The 17,180-nt window shown below is 65.0% G+C and carries 14 protein-coding genes and 7 tRNA genes; 10 read left to right on the forward strand and 11 right to left on the reverse strand.

Features of this window, described 5'->3' with window-relative positions:
- Nucleotides 1–125 precede the first annotated feature (125 nt).
- The 7 genes from gltX (at nucleotide 126) to AC56LN_RS06415 (ending at nucleotide 2,614) form a co-directional block, all read left to right on the forward strand.
- Nucleotides 126–1,517 (forward strand): glutamate--tRNA ligase, encoded by a 1,392-nt coding sequence (gene gltX, locus AC56LN_RS06385; RefSeq protein ID WP_499570480.1) that lies wholly within the window; start codon nucleotides 126–128, stop codon nucleotides 1,515–1,517.
- 91 nt (nucleotides 1,518–1,608) lie between these two features.
- Nucleotides 1,609–1,684, forward strand: a tRNA-Ala gene (locus tag AC56LN_RS06390).
- A 94-nt stretch (nucleotides 1,685–1,778) separates the two neighbouring features.
- Nucleotides 1,779–1,854, forward strand: a tRNA-Glu gene (locus AC56LN_RS06395).
- 92 nt (nucleotides 1,855–1,946) lie between these two features.
- A tRNA-Ala gene (locus tag AC56LN_RS06400) sits at nucleotides 1,947–2,022 on the forward strand.
- Between the two features lie 54 nt (nucleotides 2,023–2,076).
- A tRNA-Glu gene (locus AC56LN_RS06405) sits at nucleotides 2,077–2,152 on the forward strand.
- Nucleotides 2,153–2,245: 93 nt separating this feature from the next.
- Nucleotides 2,246–2,321, forward strand: a tRNA-Glu gene (locus tag AC56LN_RS06410).
- A 217-nt stretch (nucleotides 2,322–2,538) separates the two neighbouring features.
- Nucleotides 2,539–2,614: transfer RNA gene (locus AC56LN_RS06415), tRNA-Glu, on the forward strand.
- Between the two features lie 80 nt (nucleotides 2,615–2,694).
- Here AC56LN_RS06415 and AC56LN_RS06420 read toward each other — a convergent pair.
- The 3 genes from AC56LN_RS06420 to AC56LN_RS06430 all read right to left on the reverse strand — a co-directional run bounded on the left by AC56LN_RS06420 (nucleotide 2,695) and on the right by AC56LN_RS06430 (nucleotide 5,852).
- On the reverse strand, nucleotides 2,695–4,659 hold the full coding sequence (locus tag AC56LN_RS06420; RefSeq protein WP_499570481.1) for a S8 family serine peptidase: 1,965 nt from the start codon (nucleotides 4,657–4,659) through the stop codon (nucleotides 2,695–2,697).
- A 24-nt stretch (nucleotides 4,660–4,683) separates the two neighbouring features.
- Nucleotides 4,684–4,941, reverse strand: coding sequence for a hypothetical protein (locus AC56LN_RS06425; RefSeq protein ID WP_499570482.1), 258 nt, complete (start codon nucleotides 4,939–4,941; stop codon nucleotides 4,684–4,686).
- Nucleotides 4,942–5,027: 86 nt separating this feature from the next.
- Nucleotides 5,028–5,852, reverse strand: a complete 825-nt coding sequence (locus AC56LN_RS06430; protein WP_499570483.1) for a hypothetical protein — start codon at nucleotides 5,850–5,852, stop codon at nucleotides 5,028–5,030.
- Between the two features lie 422 nt (nucleotides 5,853–6,274).
- Here AC56LN_RS06430 and earP point away from each other — a divergent pair, with 422 nt between their 5' ends.
- Together earP and AC56LN_RS06440 are read left to right on the forward strand one after the other, a co-directional pair.
- A complete protein-coding gene (earP, locus tag AC56LN_RS06435) occupies nucleotides 6,275–7,450 on the forward strand; it encodes an elongation factor P maturation arginine rhamnosyltransferase EarP (protein WP_499570787.1) in 1,176 nt (391 codons plus the stop codon).
- 107 nt (nucleotides 7,451–7,557) lie between these two features.
- Nucleotides 7,558–8,133: an elongation factor P gene (locus tag AC56LN_RS06440; RefSeq protein ID WP_343025486.1), complete on the forward strand. Its 576-nt coding sequence runs from the start codon at nucleotides 7,558–7,560 to the stop codon at nucleotides 8,131–8,133.
- A gap of 228 nt (nucleotides 8,134–8,361) precedes the next feature.
- Here AC56LN_RS06440 and ilvD read toward each other — a convergent pair whose 3' ends face one another.
- Nucleotides 8,362–10,227: a dihydroxy-acid dehydratase gene (gene ilvD / locus AC56LN_RS06445; RefSeq protein ID WP_499570484.1), complete on the reverse strand. Its 1,866-nt coding sequence runs from the start codon at nucleotides 10,225–10,227 to the stop codon at nucleotides 8,362–8,364.
- A gap of 175 nt (nucleotides 10,228–10,402) precedes the next feature.
- Here ilvD and AC56LN_RS06450 point away from each other — a divergent pair, with 175 nt between their 5' ends.
- Nucleotides 10,403–11,995 carry an amidase gene (locus AC56LN_RS06450; protein WP_499570485.1) on the forward strand — a complete coding sequence of 531 codons (1,593 nt, stop codon included), beginning with the start codon at nucleotides 10,403–10,405 and terminating at the stop codon, nucleotides 11,993–11,995.
- 4 nt (nucleotides 11,996–11,999) lie between these two features.
- Here the strand turns inward: AC56LN_RS06450 and AC56LN_RS06455 are convergent, their stop codons facing one another.
- The 7 genes from AC56LN_RS06455 to AC56LN_RS06485 all read right to left on the reverse strand — a co-directional run bounded on the left by AC56LN_RS06455 (nucleotide 12,000) and on the right by AC56LN_RS06485 (nucleotide 17,143).
- Entirely contained in the window at nucleotides 12,000–12,476 is a 477-nt protein-coding gene (locus AC56LN_RS06455) for a TssQ family T6SS-associated lipoprotein (protein WP_499570487.1), read from the reverse strand.
- Nucleotides 12,477–12,487: 11 nt separating this feature from the next.
- Nucleotides 12,488–13,750, reverse strand: coding sequence for a PEGA domain-containing protein (locus tag AC56LN_RS06460; protein ID WP_499570488.1), 1,263 nt, complete (start codon nucleotides 13,748–13,750; stop codon nucleotides 12,488–12,490).
- A gap of 128 nt (nucleotides 13,751–13,878) precedes the next feature.
- Complete coding sequence (gene dbpA / locus AC56LN_RS06465; protein ID WP_258834760.1) at nucleotides 13,879–15,288, reverse strand: ATP-dependent RNA helicase DbpA; 1,410 nt, start codon at nucleotides 15,286–15,288, stop codon at nucleotides 13,879–13,881.
- A 27-nt stretch (nucleotides 15,289–15,315) separates the two neighbouring features.
- Entirely contained in the window at nucleotides 15,316–15,549 is a 234-nt protein-coding gene (locus AC56LN_RS06470) for a hypothetical protein (protein ID WP_499570490.1), read from the reverse strand.
- 77 nt (nucleotides 15,550–15,626) lie between these two features.
- Nucleotides 15,627–15,703, reverse strand: a tRNA-Met gene (locus tag AC56LN_RS06475).
- Nucleotides 15,704–15,765: 62 nt separating this feature from the next.
- Complete coding sequence (locus tag AC56LN_RS06480; protein WP_499570492.1) at nucleotides 15,766–16,908, reverse strand: methyltransferase; 1,143 nt, start codon at nucleotides 16,906–16,908, stop codon at nucleotides 15,766–15,768.
- Between the two features lie 25 nt (nucleotides 16,909–16,933).
- The gene (locus tag AC56LN_RS06485) at nucleotides 16,934–17,143 is read right to left on the reverse strand and encodes a hypothetical protein (RefSeq protein ID WP_482899328.1); all 210 of its coding nucleotides are present in this window, start codon (nucleotides 17,141–17,143) and stop codon (nucleotides 16,934–16,936) included.
- Between the last annotated feature and the right edge of the window lie 37 nt (nucleotides 17,144–17,180).

Raw genomic sequence — 17,180 nt, forward strand, 5'->3', positions numbered from 1 at the left:
AGCCATACCGTGCTTGCTGGTCGACCATTGTGTCTGTTGAGCAGATGGGGGGAGGGGCGGTGGGATGCATGCTGGCCGGGCGGGCGTCGGGGTAGAATACGCCTTTTACCTGATTGCTTTCTGCCATGACCGTCCGCACCCGTTTTGCTCCCAGCCCGACCGGCTACCTCCACGTTGGCGGCGCGCGCACCGCGCTGTATTCGTGGGCCTATGCCCGCCACTTTGGCGGCACCTTCATCCTGCGCATCGAAGACACCGACCTCGAGCGCTCGACGCCGGAAGCCGTGCAGGCCATCCTCGACGGCATGAAGTGGCTGGGCCTGGAGCACGACGAAGGCCCGTTCTACCAGATGCAGCGCATGGACCGCTACCGCGAAGTGGTCGCCGGCATGCTCGACGCCGGTACGGCCTACCTGTGCTACTCGTCGCCCGACGAAGTGGAAGCGATGCGCGAGCGCATGCGCGCAGCAGGCGAGAAGCCGCGCTACGACGGCACCTGGCGTCCGGAAGCCGGCAAGACGCTGCCGCCGGTTCCGGAAGGCGTCAAGCCGGTGGTGCGCTTCAAGAATCCGCTCGATGGCGACGTGACCTGGACGGACGTGGTCAAGGGCACGATCACGATCGGCAACAAGGAGCTCGACGACCTGGTCATCGCGCGCCCGGACGGCACGCCGACCTATAACTTCTGTGTCGCGGTCGACGACTGGGACATGAAGATCACGCACGTGCTGCGCGGCGACGATCACGTCAACAACACCCCGCGCCAGATCAACATCCTGCGCGCGCTTGGCGCCGAGCTGCCGCTGTACGGCCACCTGCCGATGATCCTCGGGACCGATGGCGCGAAGCTGTCCAAGCGCCATGGCGCCGTGAGCGTCATGGATTATCCGGAGCAGGGCTACCTGCCCGAAGCGATGCTCAATTACCTCGCGCGCCTGGGCTGGAGCCACGGCGACGACGAAGTGTTCTCGATGGCGCAGTTCACCGAGTGGTTCAACCTGGAGCACCTGACCGCATCGGCGGCCCAGTTCAATCCGGAAAAGCTGAACTGGCTGAACAACCACTATATCAAGGCGGCCGACAACGAACGCCTGGCCGCACTGGCACTGCCGAAGCTCGAGCGCGACGGTGCACGCTTCGACGGCGCGCCGGCGCTGCCAGTCGTGCTGGGCCTGATGAAGGAACGCGCGAACACGATCAATGAGCTGGCCGCTGCCGCCATGCTGTTCTACCGCGATCCGCAACCGGATGCCGAGCAACTGGCACTGCACCTGACCGAAGCCGTGCGCGGGGCGCTGGCGCTGTTTGCCGAGCGCTGCGCGACGGTGGCATGGGACAAGGCGTCGCTGGCGGCCATGATCAAGGAAGTGCTGGCGGCGCACAGTCTCAAGATGCCACAGCTGGCCATGCCGCTGCGCCTGCTGATGACGGGGCAGTTGCAGACGCCGGCGATTGATGTGGTGCTCGAGTTGTTTGGCCGCGACGTCGTGCTGGCGCGCGTGCGGAAGGGGCTCTAAAAGCCTGCAATGGACACCCCGCTTTAATGTCGCAAAACGTAGTTTGCGAAATGCAAGGGTGTCCTATATAATGCTCGCACTTCAGCGCTGCGGGGGTATAGCTCAGCTGGGAGAGCGCTTGCATGGCATGCAAGAGGTCAGCGGTTCGATCCCGCTTACCTCCACCAACTCTGAAGTGTGGCAGTGGTTTTGCCGCGGTAGTGATGTGACGCTGTGTAGCCAGCAGCAAAGCAGTAATCAAGTAGTAATCGGTTGTTCACGGTCCCCATCGTCTAGAGGCCTAGGACATCACCCTTTCACGGTGAGTACCGGGGTTCGAATCCCCGTGGGGACGCCAGCTTGCTGGTTAGAATGACCCGACACAGTATGCGAGCAGCATGCGCTACTGGTCGAAGCAGGTGCAGTGTAGTAAAATGTTGTTTTCCCGTGGGGGGTATAGCTCAGCTGGGAGAGCGCTTGCATGGCATGCAAGAGGTCAGCGGTTCGATCCCGCTTACCTCCACCACGTAAAAGAAAACGACATTCGGCAGTAAAGAAAACGTAGTTATGCAGGTCCAGGGTCCCCATCGTCTAGAGGCCTAGGACATCACCCTTTCACGGTGAGTACCGGGGTTCGAATCCCCGTGGGGACGCCAAGAATTTGGCAGATGCGCCGCGCCAGCGGTGGCGTATCGGAGTCATCAGAATCATGTAGTTGCAGTACGCTCGTCAGAGCAACATAGTTTTAGGTCCCCATCGTCTAGAGGCCTAGGACATCACCCTTTCACGGTGAGTACCGGGGTTCGAATCCCCGTGGGGACGCCAGTTTAAAACCGGGGTAGACCAACGCGCTTGCGCGGAGAGGTGCTCCGGTTTTTCTATTGTGGCCACACATTTGTGTGCACAATGGTTTGGTAGTAAAGTAGGGTCGCAACAGCGTCGCTGTGACGTTGTGCGAAGTGTGTGACGGTTCGGGTTGCAGTCATCCGCACCCGCTAAAGCACAGTCGGGCACATTCAGTAGTAAGCAGCACCAGTTTTAGGTCCCCATCGTCTAGAGGCCTAGGACATCACCCTTTCACGGTGAGTACCGGGGTTCGAATCCCCGTGGGGACGCCAGACAGAAAGCCGGAGCCGGCCACGACAGTGGGGCTCCGGTTTTTTTTCGTCTGCGACAGCGTGGCGCAGCGCCCCGCTGTTCACCAACCCGACCCCCATATCGTGCCGAACGGATATGGCAGCACCGGCCCCTGATGCTGGATGCCCTGATGTTGCATACCCTGATGTTGCATGCCCTGGTGCTGGACGCCCTGGTGCTGCATACCCTGGTAGTGCACGCCCTGGTTCTGCATGCCGGTGCCGGGCGCCCCAGGCCAGCCACCGTCCTGGGATGACAGCGCATGCAGACCACCCGGCGCACCCAATGCTGCTGCCGTGCTTTGCCATGGCATGGTCTGCTGCGCTGCCGGCAGGCCCAGCGCCACCAGCGCATCGGGCAGACCATAGCCGATGTGATTCGGATCATTCAGCGTGACGGGGCGCGCGCTCATCCGTAGAACCTGGAACAGCCGCTCGACCCGTTCCGGCGAGCGGGCTTGCATCATCGACCCGAATTCCGGCCTGTGTGCCAGCACGAGGGCGGCCAGGCCCGTCACATGCGGCGCCGCCATCGATGTCCCGTCCCACGCAGCGAAATTATTGGGTGGCACTGACGACACGACGGCCACCCCGGGTGCACAGACGTCGACCTGCGGCCCGAAGCAGCTGAAGCGCGCGGTGAAATAGCCATACATGTCGATGTCGGTACCGATGGTTTCGGCATGGTAGCTGTCAGCCGGGAATTCGCCGAGCTTGCCAATGGCCGCGACGGCGAGCACATGCGGTGACGACGCCGGGTATTGCACGGCAGCGGCCGAGTTGCCGGCGGCGGCGATGCAGGCGATCCCCGCCTGTTTGGCGCGCACGATCTGGCGCTCAAGTGCTTCGGACGGTGCCGCGCCGCCCAGGCTCATGTTGACGATATCGATGTTTTGCTCGATGCAGTATTCGAGCGCGTCGATCAGCTGGCTGACCTGGCCGCCGGGGAACAGCTTGCAGACGTGGATCTCGGCGTCGGGCGCGAAGCCGCGGATGCCCCAGGCCGGATCGGTAGCGGCAATCACGCCGGTGCAGTGCGAGCCATGACCAAGCGTGTCGACATTCCAGGTGCTGCGGTCGGTGCGTTTGTTGATGACGTCGAAGCCTTCGTGGATGGCGTTCAGGTTGCCATGCGTGGTCGCGGCACCGGAATCGATGACGGCCACCTTGATGCCGAGGCCACGATATTGCTGTGGTACCTGGTCGAGGCGCATGGCACGCGCGCCCCAGCCCATCGCATGTTGCTGCGGCAGGCCGCGTAGCGCCGGCCAGTCGGCCAGCGCGCGCAGCATGACGACATTCGGCTCGGCCAGGCTCAGGTCGGGATCGCGCTGGTAGAAGCTCCAGTAGTCGGCGCGTGGCTTGACGTACAGGCCACTGATCGTGTGCGTGTCGTCGCCATACAGGCGCAGGCGCGCCATGCCGTCGGCGCCCGTGACGGCGCTGCTGGGCAGTACGCCGCCGAACAGCGACACTTCGACCTCGGGCAGTGGCGCACCGTCGGGGCCCACCACGGCCAGCACCAACTCGGACTGCAGTCCCTGGTAGGGCGTCAGCGAGCTGACGAGGTCGGGGCGGCGCAGCATGGGATCGAGCAGCTCGAGATGCTGGTCGCGCTCGACGATCAGCTGGCCCTGGCCGCGCTGCAGCAGTTCGCCTGCTTTCTGGTCGGTCATGCGCGCGACCACCACGCCGTCTGCGCCGTCACCCATCGAGGATGGACCGAAGCCGGCGGTGGCCAATCCGGCGCGGGGCGTGATGGTATCGACCACATCGATATCGGGCATCGCGGCGAGCGCCTGCTGGACTGTTGACAGGCCCAGCGGCGCGACCCAGCTGCTGATACCGAAGCCGCTGAGCACCGAACGCGGCGCCACCAGGTATTTTTTCCTGCGCTCGGCAACCAGGCGCCCTTGCGGCGGGGCGCGGCTGCCGGTGGCATCGGTGCGGGCGTCTTGTGCGCCTTCATGCGACGCCGCGGGCGTCTGCGGCGGATCGGCAGCGCTGCTTTTTACGTGTTTGGCCATAGTGTGTCCTTTGCCCGGCGCCGCTCAATCGGACAGCGAGAGCGGCTGGTCGGGTTCGATCGTTATCTGGTCAAGAGTCTGTTGCCGCAGCCGCTCGACCGTGGGCGCGTCGGTTTCCACGACCGCCGTGTGCGGCGGGCCGGACGATGGGCCGATCAGGTCGACGACCTGCACGCCGGGTTCGTCGCCCAGGGTCGCCAGGAACCGGACGAGTTCGTTATCGTCGCGCGCAGCGCGCACGATGTAGCGACCGATCGGGGCGGGGGGCAGGGAAGCCGGCATGGCAGGGACTCCTCGATGCCAGGTCATTGCCGGCGTCTGGCGGCAATGACCTGGCGGGTGGGGCATGGTGTCGTGGGTATCAGCCGTTAGTGGACGGTTTGCTGGCCGAACTGGCCTGCCTGGCCGTACTGCGCTTGCTGACCGGGGAATTGACCACTGAACTGACCACCGAACTGCTGCCCGTACGGATCAGCCGTCGCCGGCACATAGCGGCCAAGCTGCGCCGCCACGCCGCCGATCGCGGCGCCCAGGCCCTGGTTGCCCAACTGTTCGCCGAGGAAGCTGCCGACTGGCCGTGCATACTGGGTGATAGCATTGCTGAGCCAGCCCTGCGGTGCCAGTTGACCGCCTTGCTGCACGATGGTCTCCTGCAACATCGCGGCCTGTTGCTGCACTTGCTGCAAGAGTTGCTGCAATTGCTGTTGCTGTGCCTGAAGCTGCTGCAGCTGGACCAGCGGATGTTGCGGTTGCGTCTGCTGCTGTGCCTGCGGATCGGCACCGAGCGGCAGCATCCGGGCATACCCCGAATAGTCGCTGATCATGTTGCCGAGTTGGCGGTTGCCGGTGACGTGCCCGACCAGGGTGCCGGCCGGCTTGCCGATCGTGCTGATCAGATTACCGAAGAAACCACCTTGCGGGGTCAGCTGTCCTTGCTGTTGCAACTGCTGCATCTGCTGGACTTGCTGTTGCTGTTGCAGCTGCTGCAGCTGCTGTAGTTGCTGAAGTTGCTGCAGCTGCTGCGGATCGACCTGCTGTTGCATGCCCATGCCGCCAGCGGGATCGGCCGCAAATGGCGACAGGTGGCCGAGGAAATTACCGGCGGCTTCGCCAATGCGACCGCCCGCGCCGCTGTTGCCAAACCAGCCGCCGATGCCGCGCCCGACGACGCCACCGAGCGCGCCGCCAAACATGCTGCCCAGACCCTGTGGTGCAAACTGTGGTTGAGCAAATGGTTGTTGAAATTCGTTCATGGTACGAGCCTCCGGTTATTCGATCGCGCTGACGCCGGCTTGAAACAGCAAGGGCCCGCCATACACGACCGTGTTCATATGATTCGCGACCCGGTGTGACCGGTGGCGCGAGGGAAGGGCAGGATGGCGGCCTTTCGAGGCTGCTTTTCCTGCAGGTAGGCGTTCGACCGGTGGCTTGCGGTGAAGTTTTGTCGTAATGGCGATGTGGACAACGTTAAAATCGCGCCTTGCGGTAGCGCAGACGCGCGCCAGATAGGCCCAAGTTTCTTTGCAATGCGCACTGGGGCTTGAGAAAAATCACCCTCCAAATTCGGGGTAAAATGACGACCCCGTATTCGCGCGTCACGGCGCCGCCCGCCTCCATGTCCCTGTCTTCCTCCACACCGTCGCTGGCGATTTTCTGCAAGGTCATCGATAACTATGGCGACATCGGCATTTGCTGGCGCCTGGCGCGCCAGCTGTGCCACGAGCATGGGGTGGCAGTCACGCTGTGGGTTGATGATCTGGCCAGTTTCCGGCGCATCTGCCCCGAGGTCGATCCGGCGGCTGCGCAGCAACCCATACTTGGCGTACTGGTGCGCCACTGGCAGGATCAGGATGGCGAATTTCACGCGCATGACATTCCCGACGTCGTCATCGAGTTCTTCGGCTGCGAGCTGCCGCCGGACTATCAGCGGGCGATGGCCACGCGCACGCCGCGCCCGGTCTGGCTGAACTACGAGGGCCTGACGGCCGAGGACTGGGTCGAGGGTTGCCATCGCCTGCCGTCGATGCACCCGCGCCTGCGCTTGACGAAGCATTTCTATTTCCCCGGATTCAATGCGCGCACGGGCGGGTTGCTGCACGAAGCCGGTCTGGAGGCGCGCCGTCATGCGTTCCAAAACGACCCGGCTGCAGTGAACGCGTTTTTGGCGCGCTTTGGCGTGACCCCGACCGAGGCAGAAGGGCGCAAGGTGTCGCTGTTCTGCTACCCGGGTGCGCCGGTCACCGCACTGTTCGAGACGTGGCGCAGCGGCGCCGCACCCACGCTGTGCCTGGTGCCGGAAGGCGTGGCGCCGGAGCAGGTCGCCGCCTTCCTGGGCGCCGCGCCATTCGCCGGCGCGAGCGCCACCCATGGCCGGCTGACCGTGCGCGTGCTGCCATTCCTGCCCCAGGACGAGTACGACCTGCTGCTGTGGGCCTGTGAGGTCAATTTTGTGCGGGGCGAAGATTCATGGGTGCGGGCCCAATGGGCGGCTCGCCCGTTCGTCTGGCACATCTATCCGCAGGACGACAACCTGCATCACAAGAAGCTGCGTGCATTCCTCGCGCTCTATGCGCAGCAGGCGCCGGCACTGGCGGCGTACATGCTTGGCTGGAATGGTGCGCAGTCAGTGAGCGACCACGATGCCGCCTGGAATGCACTGGAAACCGCGTTGCCCGCCATCGCAGCACAGGCCGATGCGTGGTGCCAGACGGTGCTCGCACAGGGCGACCTGGTCACGCAACTGCTCGATTTCGTGCGCGATCTGCGGTTGGCCCAGGAAAACAGCGTATAATGCCCGGTTAGTTTCTAACGGATTCCGACGATCAAACGCAGGTCCGGGGCCTTCAGCCCACCAGCCGGCGATGATTTAATGCAACTATCTTTTTACGTAAAATATCTATGAAACCCGCAAAAGAAATTCGTGTTGGCAACATCATCATGGTTGATGAAAAGCCGTTCATCGTGCTGCGTTCCGACGTCAACGGCTCGAGCCGCACGGGCTTCACCTACAAGTGGAAGATGAAAAATCTTCTGACCAATGCACCACTGGAAAACGTGTTCCGTGGCGATGACAAGTTCGACGTCGTCGTTCTGGACAAGAAGCCAGTGACCTACTCGTACTTCGCTGATCCGCTGTACGTCTTCATGGACGCCGATTACGAACAGTTCGAAATCGAAGAAGAGAACCTGGGCGACGCCCTGTTCTACCTAAAGGACGGCATGGAATGCGAAGCCGTGTTCTATGACGGCAAGGCCATCTCGGTCGAACTGCCAACCACGATCGCACGCCAGATCGTGTACTCGGAGCCAGCAGTCAAGGGCAACACGTCGGGCAACGTCCTGAAAGAAGCCAAGATCGAAAACGCCATCGAAGGCAAGCAGCACACCGTGATGGTGCCGTTGTTCGTCAGCGGCGACGACATGATCGAAATCGACACCCGTACCAACGAGTACAAGAAAGTCGTGCGTAACTAAGCACGGGTTTCTCCAAAAAAAAACGCTGCCTTGGCAGCGTTTTTTTATGGGCGGGGCAAACCAAATCGTGCAACATCGGATGGTGCGGTGACGTTGACGTAGGGTGGACGGCTTTGCCGTCCACGCGTTCAATCAAGCCCAACGAACCATGCGCTTCAACACGGCGCCGGTTTGGTTTGAACGCGTGGACGGCGTAGCCGCCCACCCTACAGCCAGTACAAACCAACCCTACCTGCGGCGCAGCTGCGCCAGATCCCGCACCGCGCCGCGATCGGCCGACGTGGTCAGCGCCGCATACGCCTGCAGCGCCTGCGACACGTAACGCTCGCGCCCCAGCGGCAGCCACGCGTCCGCGCCCAGCGCGTCCATCGCCGCGCGGCGGTGCGCCAGTTCCTCGGTCGTCACGCGCAGGTTGATAGTGCGCTCGGGGATGTCGATGTCGACCATGTCGCCTTCCTGCACCAGCCCGATTGCGCCGCCTTCGGCCGCCTCCGGCGACGCATGTCCGATCACCAGCCCCGACGAACCGCCCGAGAAGCGGCCATCGGTGAACAGCGCGCAGGCTTTGCCCAGGCCCTTGGACTTGATGTACGAAGTCGGGTACAGCATTTCCTGCATGCCTGGTCCGCCTTTCGGGCCTTCGTAGCGGATGATCACGACATCGCCCGCCACCACGTTGTCGCCCAGGATCGCTTCGACCGCTGCATCCTGGCTTTCGAACACGCGCGCCTTGCCGGAGAACTTGAGGATGCTCTCGTCCACGCCGGCCGTCTTCACGATACAACCTTTTTCGGCGATATTGCCGTACAGGACCGCCAGCCCGCCATCCTTCGAATATGCGTGCTCGCGGTCGCGGATGCAACCCATGGCGCGGTCGAGGTCGTTCTTCTCGTAGCGCTCCGCCTGCGAGAATGCCACCTGGGTCGGCACGCCGCCGGGCGCTGCGCGGAACCACTGGTGCACGGCGTCGTCGGTGCTGACCGCGATGTCGTACTTTTCAATGGCGGCAGCCATCGTCGGGCTGTGGATCGTCGGCAGCGACGTGTCGAACAGGCCGGCACGCGCCAGTTCGCCCAGGATCGAGAAGATGCCGCCGGCGCGGTGCACGTCTTCGATATGGTATTTGTCGGTCATCGGCGCCACCTTGCACAGGCAGGGCACCAGGCGCGAGATGCGGTCGATGTCGGCCATCGTGAAGTCGACTTCGGCTTCGTGCGCGGCGGCCAGCAGGTGCAGCACCGTGTTGGTCGAGCCGCCCATCGACACGTCGAGCGCCATCGCGTTCTCGAATGCGGTCTTGGTCGCGATCGAGCGCGGCAGCACCGAGTAATCGTCTTGCTCGTAGTGGCGCTTGGCGGTTTCGACGATCAGGCGGCCGGCGCGCAGGAACAGTTCCTTGCGGTCGGCGTGGGTCGCGACGATCGTGCCGTTGCCCGGCAGCGCCAGGCCCAGCGCCTCGGTCAGGCAATTCATCGAGTTGGCCGTGAACATGCCCGAGCACGAACCGCAGGTCGGACAGGCCGAGCGCTCGATCTCTGCCACATCCGCGTCCGACACGGTGGCGTCGCCGGCCTTGATCATTGCGTCGATCAGGTCGAGCTTGATGACCTTGCGTTCGTTGTTCACGACCTTGATGACCTTGCCGGCTTCCATCGGGCCGCCCGAGACGAACACGGTCGGAATGTTCAGGCGCATCGCGGCCATCAGCATGCCGGGCGTGATCTTGTCGCAGTTCGAGATGCAGACCATCGCGTCGGCGCAGTGCGCGTTGACCATGTATTCGACCGAGTCGGCGATCAGGTCGCGCGAGGGCAGCGAATACAGCATGCCGCCGTGGCCCATCGCGATGCCGTCGTCGACGGCGATGGTGTTGAATTCCTTGGCCACGCCGCCAGCCGCTTCGATTTCGCGTGCGACCAGCTGGCCCAGGTCTTTCAGGTGGACGTGGCCCGGCACGAACTGGGTGAACGAGTTGACGACGGCAATGATCGGCTTGTCGAAGTCGCCGTCTTTCATGCCGGTGGCGCGCCAGAGGGCACGGGCGCCTGCCATATTGCGACCCTGGGTCGTGGTGTGTGAACGGTAAGTCGGCATGGCAATCTCCCAGAATAATGCAAAAACAATGATTGGATCAGGGTGACGGTTGGTGCAGGATTTGTCCAATATATGATCGACTTATCTGTGAGTCGTTTCGCCTATCACAGCCGGGCAGTCTGCCTGTCACGTTGCTGCTATGCTATTGCTTGGCCATTTGACGGAGCACAGGGGCATGGAGCGCAGGGATTTTGTACGAATGGGCGTGGCGGGTACGGTAACTGGTTCGGTGGCCGGGACGAGCGTGCTGGCGCAGGCCGCACCATCGAAAACGGCACCAGCCGCCATCCTCGAAGCCGGCGTCCACGCTCAGGGGCAGGCCATGCGCGCCGGCAAGCTGACGGCGCATGAATTGACCTCGCGCTATCTGGCCCGCATTGCGGCCATCGACCGCGCCGGCCCGCGCCTGCGCTCGGTCATCGAAATCAATCCCGACGCACTCGAGATCGCCCGCGAGCGCGACCGCGAACGCAAGGCCGGCAAGCTGCGCGGCCCGCTGCACGGCATTCCTGTCCTGCTCAAGGACAATATCGCCACCGCCGACAAGATGAGCACCACTGCCGGTTCGCTGGCGCTGGACGGCGTCAAGGCCCGGCGCGACGCCCACATCGTGGCCCGCCTGCGCAGTGCCGGCGCCGTCATCCTGGGCAAGACCAATCTGTCGGAATGGGCGAACATGCGCTCGACGCGTTCGACCAGCGGCTGGAGCGGGCGGGGCGGCCTGACGCGCAATCCGTATGCGCTCGACCGCAACACCAGCGGCTCGAGTTCCGGCTCGGCCTCCGCAATGGCCGCCAGCCTGGCCACGCTGGCCGTTGGCACCGAAACGGATGGCTCGATCGTCTCGCCCGCGTCGACCTGCGGCATCGTCGGCATCAAGCCGACCCTCGGTCTGGTCAGCCGCAGCGGCATCATTCCGATCGCGCATTCGCAGGATACGGCCGGGCCGATGACGCGCAGCGTCGCGGACGCGGCGCTGCTGCTGGCGGCGCTGGCGGGTGCGGATCCGCAGGACGGCGCGACGGCGCGCGCCCCCGCCATCAATTATGCGAACGCGCTGCGCAAGGATGGCTTGCGCGGCAAGCGCATCGGCGTCGCGCGTGACTTCTTTGGCGGGCACGATGGCGTCAATGCGCTGATCGAAAAAGAGCTGGCCGTGCTGAGGTCGCAGGGCGCGGTGCTGGTGGATGTCACGGTGCCGAATACCGACAAGTACGGTGCGTCGGAGCTGACCGTGCTGCTGCACGAATTCCGGCCCGATCTCGAAGCGTGGCTGGCGGCGTATGCGCCGCATGCGCCGGTCAAGACCATGGCCGACATCATTGCGTTCAACCTGCGCAACGCAGCGCGCGAAATGCCGTTCTTCGGCCAGGAACACCTGATCGCGGCGCAGGCGGCCGGCGGCCTGCAGGCGCGTGACTACGTGAAGGCGCTGGCCAACAACCAGCGCTATTCGCGCGACAAGGGAATCGACCAGGTGCTGCGCGCCTACAAGCTCGACGCACTGGTGGCGCCCACCGGCGGGCCGGCCTGGCTCACCGACACCGTCAACGGCGACCATTACGGCGCGAGTTTTTCATCGCCGGCAGCGGTGGCCGGCTACCCGCACATCACGGTGCCCGCCGGTTTCGTGCACGGCTTGCCGGTCGGGTTGTCGTTTGTTGGCACCGCGTGGAGCGAGCCGGCGCTGATCGGGATGGCGTATGCCTACGAGCAGGCCAGCCGGCGCCGCCGCGCGCCCACCTACCGGGCGCGCGTCAGCGCCTGAGCCATCAGCGGCGCGCCGCCTGCTTGGCCTGGCTGAACGCCGGGCCCCACAGCGGGTGGCCATGTTCGCCCGGGCTCAGGTCGAAGGCCGGATCGAGGCGGAACGCACTGTCGAAGGTCTCGCGGCACAGCGCCTGGCGCCCGCTCACGCAATAGCTGAACGCCGTGTACTTGGCGGCCGACAGGCGTTCGCGCGGGGTGCCGCTTTTCATGTCGGCGCTGTTCAGGCGCCGGATCGCGCCGTTGTAATCGCCGTCGTTGTACAGCGCGATGCCTTCGCGCAGCGCGACATCGCTGCGGTCGACCGTGCCGGCGGCGGGCCGGTTCGTGCGGTCGGCGCGCTGGGCACGTTCGGCACGCGGGCGCGCATCGTCAGCGCGGGGATGGGCGCGCGCGGCTTCCTTGCCGCCCAGTGCCGGGCCGAATTCGGCGCAGCCCGTCGCCATCACGGCGATCAGCGCTGCGGCAGACAGGTGTTTCATGAAACAGGTACTCAAGGCTTTGTCTCCTCGGTGAAGTCAAGTTCGATCGTGCCGCTCTGGCCTTCGACCGACTGCACGGTCACGGTGTGCTCGGGGAAGCCCGGGTTGACGATGCGGATCGTGTGCTCGCCCGGCGGCAGCGTGATGTGCTTGAGCGGCGGCGTGGCGCCGCGCTCGACGCCATCGACGACGATCGTCCCCCACGGCTGGATCAGGAGTTTATAGGTGGTGCCAGCGACAGCCGCTTCAGGCGGTGTGCCCTGCGGCGCCAGGCGCACGGCAGTCGGTGGCACGGCAACGTCGGGTTTGGCCGGCGGCGGGGTGGCAGTGGTCGCGCGCGGTGCGGTCTCGTCGATGACGGGGGCGTCGAGCCGTGGCGGTTCTTCGGCCAGCGTGACCAGTGGGGCCGGGGCGGCTGCCGGGACCGGCACCTCGGGCGTTGCCGGCAGCGCAGACATGTCTTTCATGCCGCTCAGGTCGGCCTGGCGCATGAGTAGGAACAAGGCGGCCAGCGCGGCCAGGATCAGGACGATGGCGCCGATGATCAGCGGCCAGCGTGTCTTGTTGCGCCGGGCAGCGACCGGCGTTGGTGCTGGCGCCATTGGCGTCGATGCATTGGCGGCGGCGCGCATCGGGAGCGGGCCGGGGGCGGGCGCTGCTGCCGGCGCCGGCTTTGGCACCGGCACTGGTTCAGGCGCGCGAAGAGGTTCGGGCGCCGGTGGAGGGGTTGGCGTCGCCATTGGCAACGGCACCACTGGCGTCACGGGCTCGTCGTCGATCGGCGGCAGCGAGATGGGGGGCTTTGGCGCGATGACGGCAATGCCCAGCAGGCCGCGCATCTGCTCGATGGTTTGTGGGCGCACGGCCGGATCGGGCGACAGGCAGCGGTCGAGCGCCGCGAGGAAACTCTCGCTGTATTCAGGCAGGCCCAGCATGCGCAGCTGCGTGACCGGTGCCAGCTCCTGCGAAATCGCGTAATGCATCACGGCGGCCAGGTCGTACAGGTCGCGCGCTTCGTAGTCGGCGGGCACGGCGGTGTCGGGCAGCTCGCTGTAGCCCGGCACCAGCATCGGGTCACCGGCGTCAAGGATGTGCAGGCTGTCGGGCGTGATGCGGCGGTGCGGCACGTTCATGCCGTACTGGACTTCGAGCGATTGCAGCACCTGGCGGATGATGCGGCGGCACCAGGGCTCGCTGACCATCTCGTGGTTGTACTCGACGATCTCGCGGACCGTGCGGCCATCGAGTTGCTGCGGGGGCGTGCTGGGGTTCATGGCATCTTGCCGGTCGCCGCTTGCGCGGGCCGAACGAATGTTTATTTATTGCAAATAATGCCAGATTTGTGGGGAAGACGGTACCCCCAACTGAAGCGTGCGCGGCAACTGCGTTGCCGCGCAACCATTCAGGCGTCCAGAAAACGCATCTTGAACCAGCGGCCCTTGATGACGCCAAAGCCCGGTCCCGGCGCATCGCCTTCGCCCAGGCGCTTGACGGCAGCCTGCGCCACACTGCGCTCAAGCGCGACGTAGCTGTTGAATTCGCCGATATTGATCTTGCCGACCTGGTCTTTCGTCAGGCCGGCGTCGCCCGTCAGCGCGCCCAGCAGGTCACCCGGACGCAGCTTGGCCTTCTTGCCGCCCGCGATCACCAGCGTGACCATCGGCGCCGGGGCGGCCGGTTCGGCGTCGTCGCCCAGCGCAGCCAGGCTTTCCCAGACGGCCGGCTGGTCCTGATACTGCTCGATCAGGCCAACCCATTTCTTTTCGTTCGGCGCGCACAGGGTGTGCGCCATGCCACTGCCGCCGGCGCGGCCGGTGCGGCCGATGCGGTGCACGTGGACCTCAGGGTCTTTCGACACGTCCACATTGATCACGGTGTCCAGGTCGGCGATGTCCAGGCCGCGCGCGGCGACGTCGGTGGCCACCAGGACCGAGCAGCTGCGGTTGGCGAACAGCACCAGGATTTCATCGCGCTCGCTCTGTTCGAGTTCGCCGTACAGCGCGCGCGCCGAAAAGCCCTGCGCCTGCAGTGCGTCGGCCAGTTCGCGGCAGCGCGCCTTGGTGTTGCAGAAGGCCAGCGCCGACACCGGACGGTGATGGCGCAGCAGGCGGCCAACGGCATCCTCGCGACCTTCGAAGCCGATCTCATAAAAACGCTGGTCGATCTGCTCGAAGCTGTGCTTGCCCTCGACCTTCACTTCCAGCGGATCGCGCAGGAAGCCTTGGGTGGCGAAGCGGATATCGTCCGGGTAGGTGGCCGAGAACAGCAGCGTCTGGCGATGTTTCGGCGTGGCCGACACGATGCCCGCGATCTCGTCGTAAAAGCCCATGTCGGTCATGCGGTCGGCTTCGTCCAGCACCAGCGTCTGCACATTGGCCAGGTCGAGCGTCGCGCGGCCCAGGTGGTCGCGGATGCGGCCCGGCGTGCCGACGACGATGTGCGCGCCGTGCTCGAGCGAGGCGATCTGCGGGCGCATCGAGACGCCGCCAGTGAGTGTCAGGATCTTGACGTTGCCCACGCCGCGCGCCAGCCGGCGCAGCTCGCCGGCGACCTGGTCGGCCAGTTCACGCGTCGGACACAGCACCAGGCCCTGGATGGCGAACCAGGCCGGATTGAGCTTGTGCAGGATGCCGATGCCAAATGCTGCGGTCTTGCCGCTGCCGGTCTTGGCCTGCGCGATCAGGTCGCTGCCAGCCAGGACGGAGGGCAGCGTTTCCGCCTGCACCTGCGTCATGTGGTCGTAACCGAGGGTGGTCAGGTTGGCGAGAAATTGCGGCGTGAGGGCCAGCGAGGTAAACGAATCGGATTGCATGGAAGCCTCCAGCCGGCAGGGCCGACGCTATTGGGGATCGGGCGCCCAGACCGGCAGGCCGGTCAGGTCGAGCTTGTCGTCGCGGCGCCAGACAGGCAGGCCGGAGTTGTCGGTTTCGTCGATCAGGCAGAGTTGTTCTTGCTTGAGCGAACTGCGGCGGGGACGAGGGCCGGTGCGTTTGGGTTCGCTGACCGTATCGAGCGGCGCTGCCGGCTCGAAACCAGGCAGGTCGAACGTTGCGTGGTCTTTCTTGTCTCTCATCCTCTGCCTTCGAGGTTGCATTTTGTTGCCATAGAAAACAAAAGCCCGGCTCTGTGAGTCGGGCTTTTGTATTGAATTGGTTGCGGGGACAGGATTTGAACCTGTGACCTTCGGGTTATGAGCCCGACGAGCTGCCAGACTGCTCCACCCCGCAGCGCAATTATAGCGCGCTGCGCAGCAATATGCAATGCGCGACGTGCAGAGGGGGCAAATCCCTCAGATGGCGCTGCTGCGCAGGCGCCACAGCGACGTGACTTCCTGCGAGCGCGCCGCGTGCAGCGGATCGTCGGCATCGGTTGCGCGCGGGTGCACGGGCCGCGTGTCGTGGCGCTCGATGACTTCCAGGCCGCCCGCCGCAATCCATGCCAGCAACTGGTCACGGCTGCGCAGGCCCAGGTGCTCGGCAAAGTCCGACATGATCAGCCAGCCTTCGCCACCGGCCTCCAGATGCGCGCCGAGGCCCGCCAGGAACGCGCGCAGCATGCGACTGTCCGGATCGTAGATCGCATACTCGATCGCCGAGCTCGGTTTGCCCGGGAGCCACGGTGGATTACAGACCACCAGCGGCGCGCGGCCTTCCGGGAACAGGTCGGTCTGCGCGATCTCGACCTGCGACGCCAGGCCCATGCGCGCGATGTTTTCGCGCGCGCAGCCCAGCGCCCGCGGATCGACCTCGGTGGCCAGCACCGCCAGGCCCCGCCGCGCCAGCACGGCCGACAGCACGCCGGTGCCGGCACCGATGTCGAACGCGCGCTGTGCGCCGGCAGGCAGCGGCGCCTGCGCCACCAGCTCGACGTATTCGCCGCGCACGGGCGAGAACACGCCGTACCACGGGTGGATGCGGTCGTTCAGCGCCGGGATCATGACGCCCTTGCTGCGCCACTCATGGGCGCCGATCACGCCCAGCAACTCGCGCAGCGAGGCGACATACGGCGCGTCGACCGGGCCGTACGCTTCCAGGCAGGCCTGCTGCGCATCGGGCGCGCGGCGCAGGGGGATGCTGTGATCGGCCTCGAACGGCAGCACCAGCATCGCCAGCGTGCGGGCCCGCTGCAACTGGGACAGGCGATGACGGTGGAACGCTTCGACCGGTGTGGGCGCGGCTTTGCCGGCCTTGGCGCGGCGTGGCCGCTCGCCCTTGTGGTCGATCCGGCGCGCCAGCGCCTGCACCAGCTGGCGCGCGTTCTGGAAGTCGCCGCGCCACAGCAGGGCCGTGCCGTCCAGCGCCAGCCGGTAGGCGGCGTCGGCGCTCATCGTGTCGTCGGCCAGCACCACTTTTTTCGGGGCGGGCCAGCCGCTCTCCGAGCGCCAGACGGCCGAGCGTTCGACGCCGTCCTCGGTCCATTCGATGCGTGCCATCGGCTGATCCATCTTATTGGTGATATTAATGGTGGTGGTTCCAGTTGCCATCGCTCGAGGCGAGGTACGACGCAACAGCGTCGGCATTGCCGGTGGCGTGGCGCTTGACTTCACCGCAGCCGCAGATGCCCTGATAAGGCTGGATGTGCGAGCAGGCAGAAACTTTTTGCAGGTAGACGGTGACCGGTTTGGCGCATTTTGCGCACTTGAATGTCAGGGTACGGGCTGGTTTCATGATCACGGAGCTTGGAAAGGGAAGGAGGGCGGCATTT

The sequence above is a fragment of the Telluria sp. ZT3P26 genome, assembly GCF_059686035.1.

Bases quoted from the DNA above. Each gene is read 5' to 3' on its own strand.
- gltX (WP_499570480.1), top strand. From the start codon at position 126: ATGACCGTCCGCACCCGTTTTGCTCCCAGCCCGACCGGCTACCTCCAC.
- AC56LN_RS06420 (WP_499570481.1), bottom strand. From the start codon at position 4,659: ATGGCCAAACACGTAAAAAGCAGCGCTGCCGATCCGCCGCAGACGCCC.
- AC56LN_RS06425 (WP_499570482.1), bottom strand. From the start codon at position 4,941: ATGCCGGCTTCCCTGCCCCCCGCCCCGATCGGTCGCTACATCGTGCGC.
- AC56LN_RS06430 (WP_499570483.1), bottom strand. From the start codon at position 5,852: ATGTTTGGCGGCGCGCTCGGTGGCGTCGTCGGGCGCGGCATCGGCGGC.
- earP (WP_499570787.1), top strand. From the start codon at position 6,275: ATGTCCCTGTCTTCCTCCACACCGTCGCTGGCGATTTTCTGCAAGGTC.
- AC56LN_RS06440 (WP_343025486.1), top strand. From the start codon at position 7,558: ATGAAACCCGCAAAAGAAATTCGTGTTGGCAACATCATCATGGTTGAT.
- ilvD (WP_499570484.1), bottom strand. From the start codon at position 10,227: ATGCCGACTTACCGTTCACACACCACGACCCAGGGTCGCAATATGGCA.
- AC56LN_RS06450 (WP_499570485.1), top strand. From the start codon at position 10,403: ATGGAGCGCAGGGATTTTGTACGAATGGGCGTGGCGGGTACGGTAACT.
- AC56LN_RS06455 (WP_499570487.1), bottom strand. From the start codon at position 12,476: ATGAAACACCTGTCTGCCGCAGCGCTGATCGCCGTGATGGCGACGGGC.
- AC56LN_RS06460 (WP_499570488.1), bottom strand. From the start codon at position 13,750: ATGAACCCCAGCACGCCCCCGCAGCAACTCGATGGCCGCACGGTCCGC.
- dbpA (WP_258834760.1), bottom strand. From the start codon at position 15,288: ATGCAATCCGATTCGTTTACCTCGCTGGCCCTCACGCCGCAATTTCTC.
- AC56LN_RS06470 (WP_499570490.1), bottom strand. From the start codon at position 15,549: ATGAGAGACAAGAAAGACCACGCAACGTTCGACCTGCCTGGTTTCGAG.
- AC56LN_RS06480 (WP_499570492.1), bottom strand. From the start codon at position 16,908: ATGGCACGCATCGAATGGACCGAGGACGGCGTCGAACGCTCGGCCGTC.
- AC56LN_RS06485 (WP_482899328.1), bottom strand. From the start codon at position 17,143: ATGAAACCAGCCCGTACCCTGACATTCAAGTGCGCAAAATGCGCCAAA.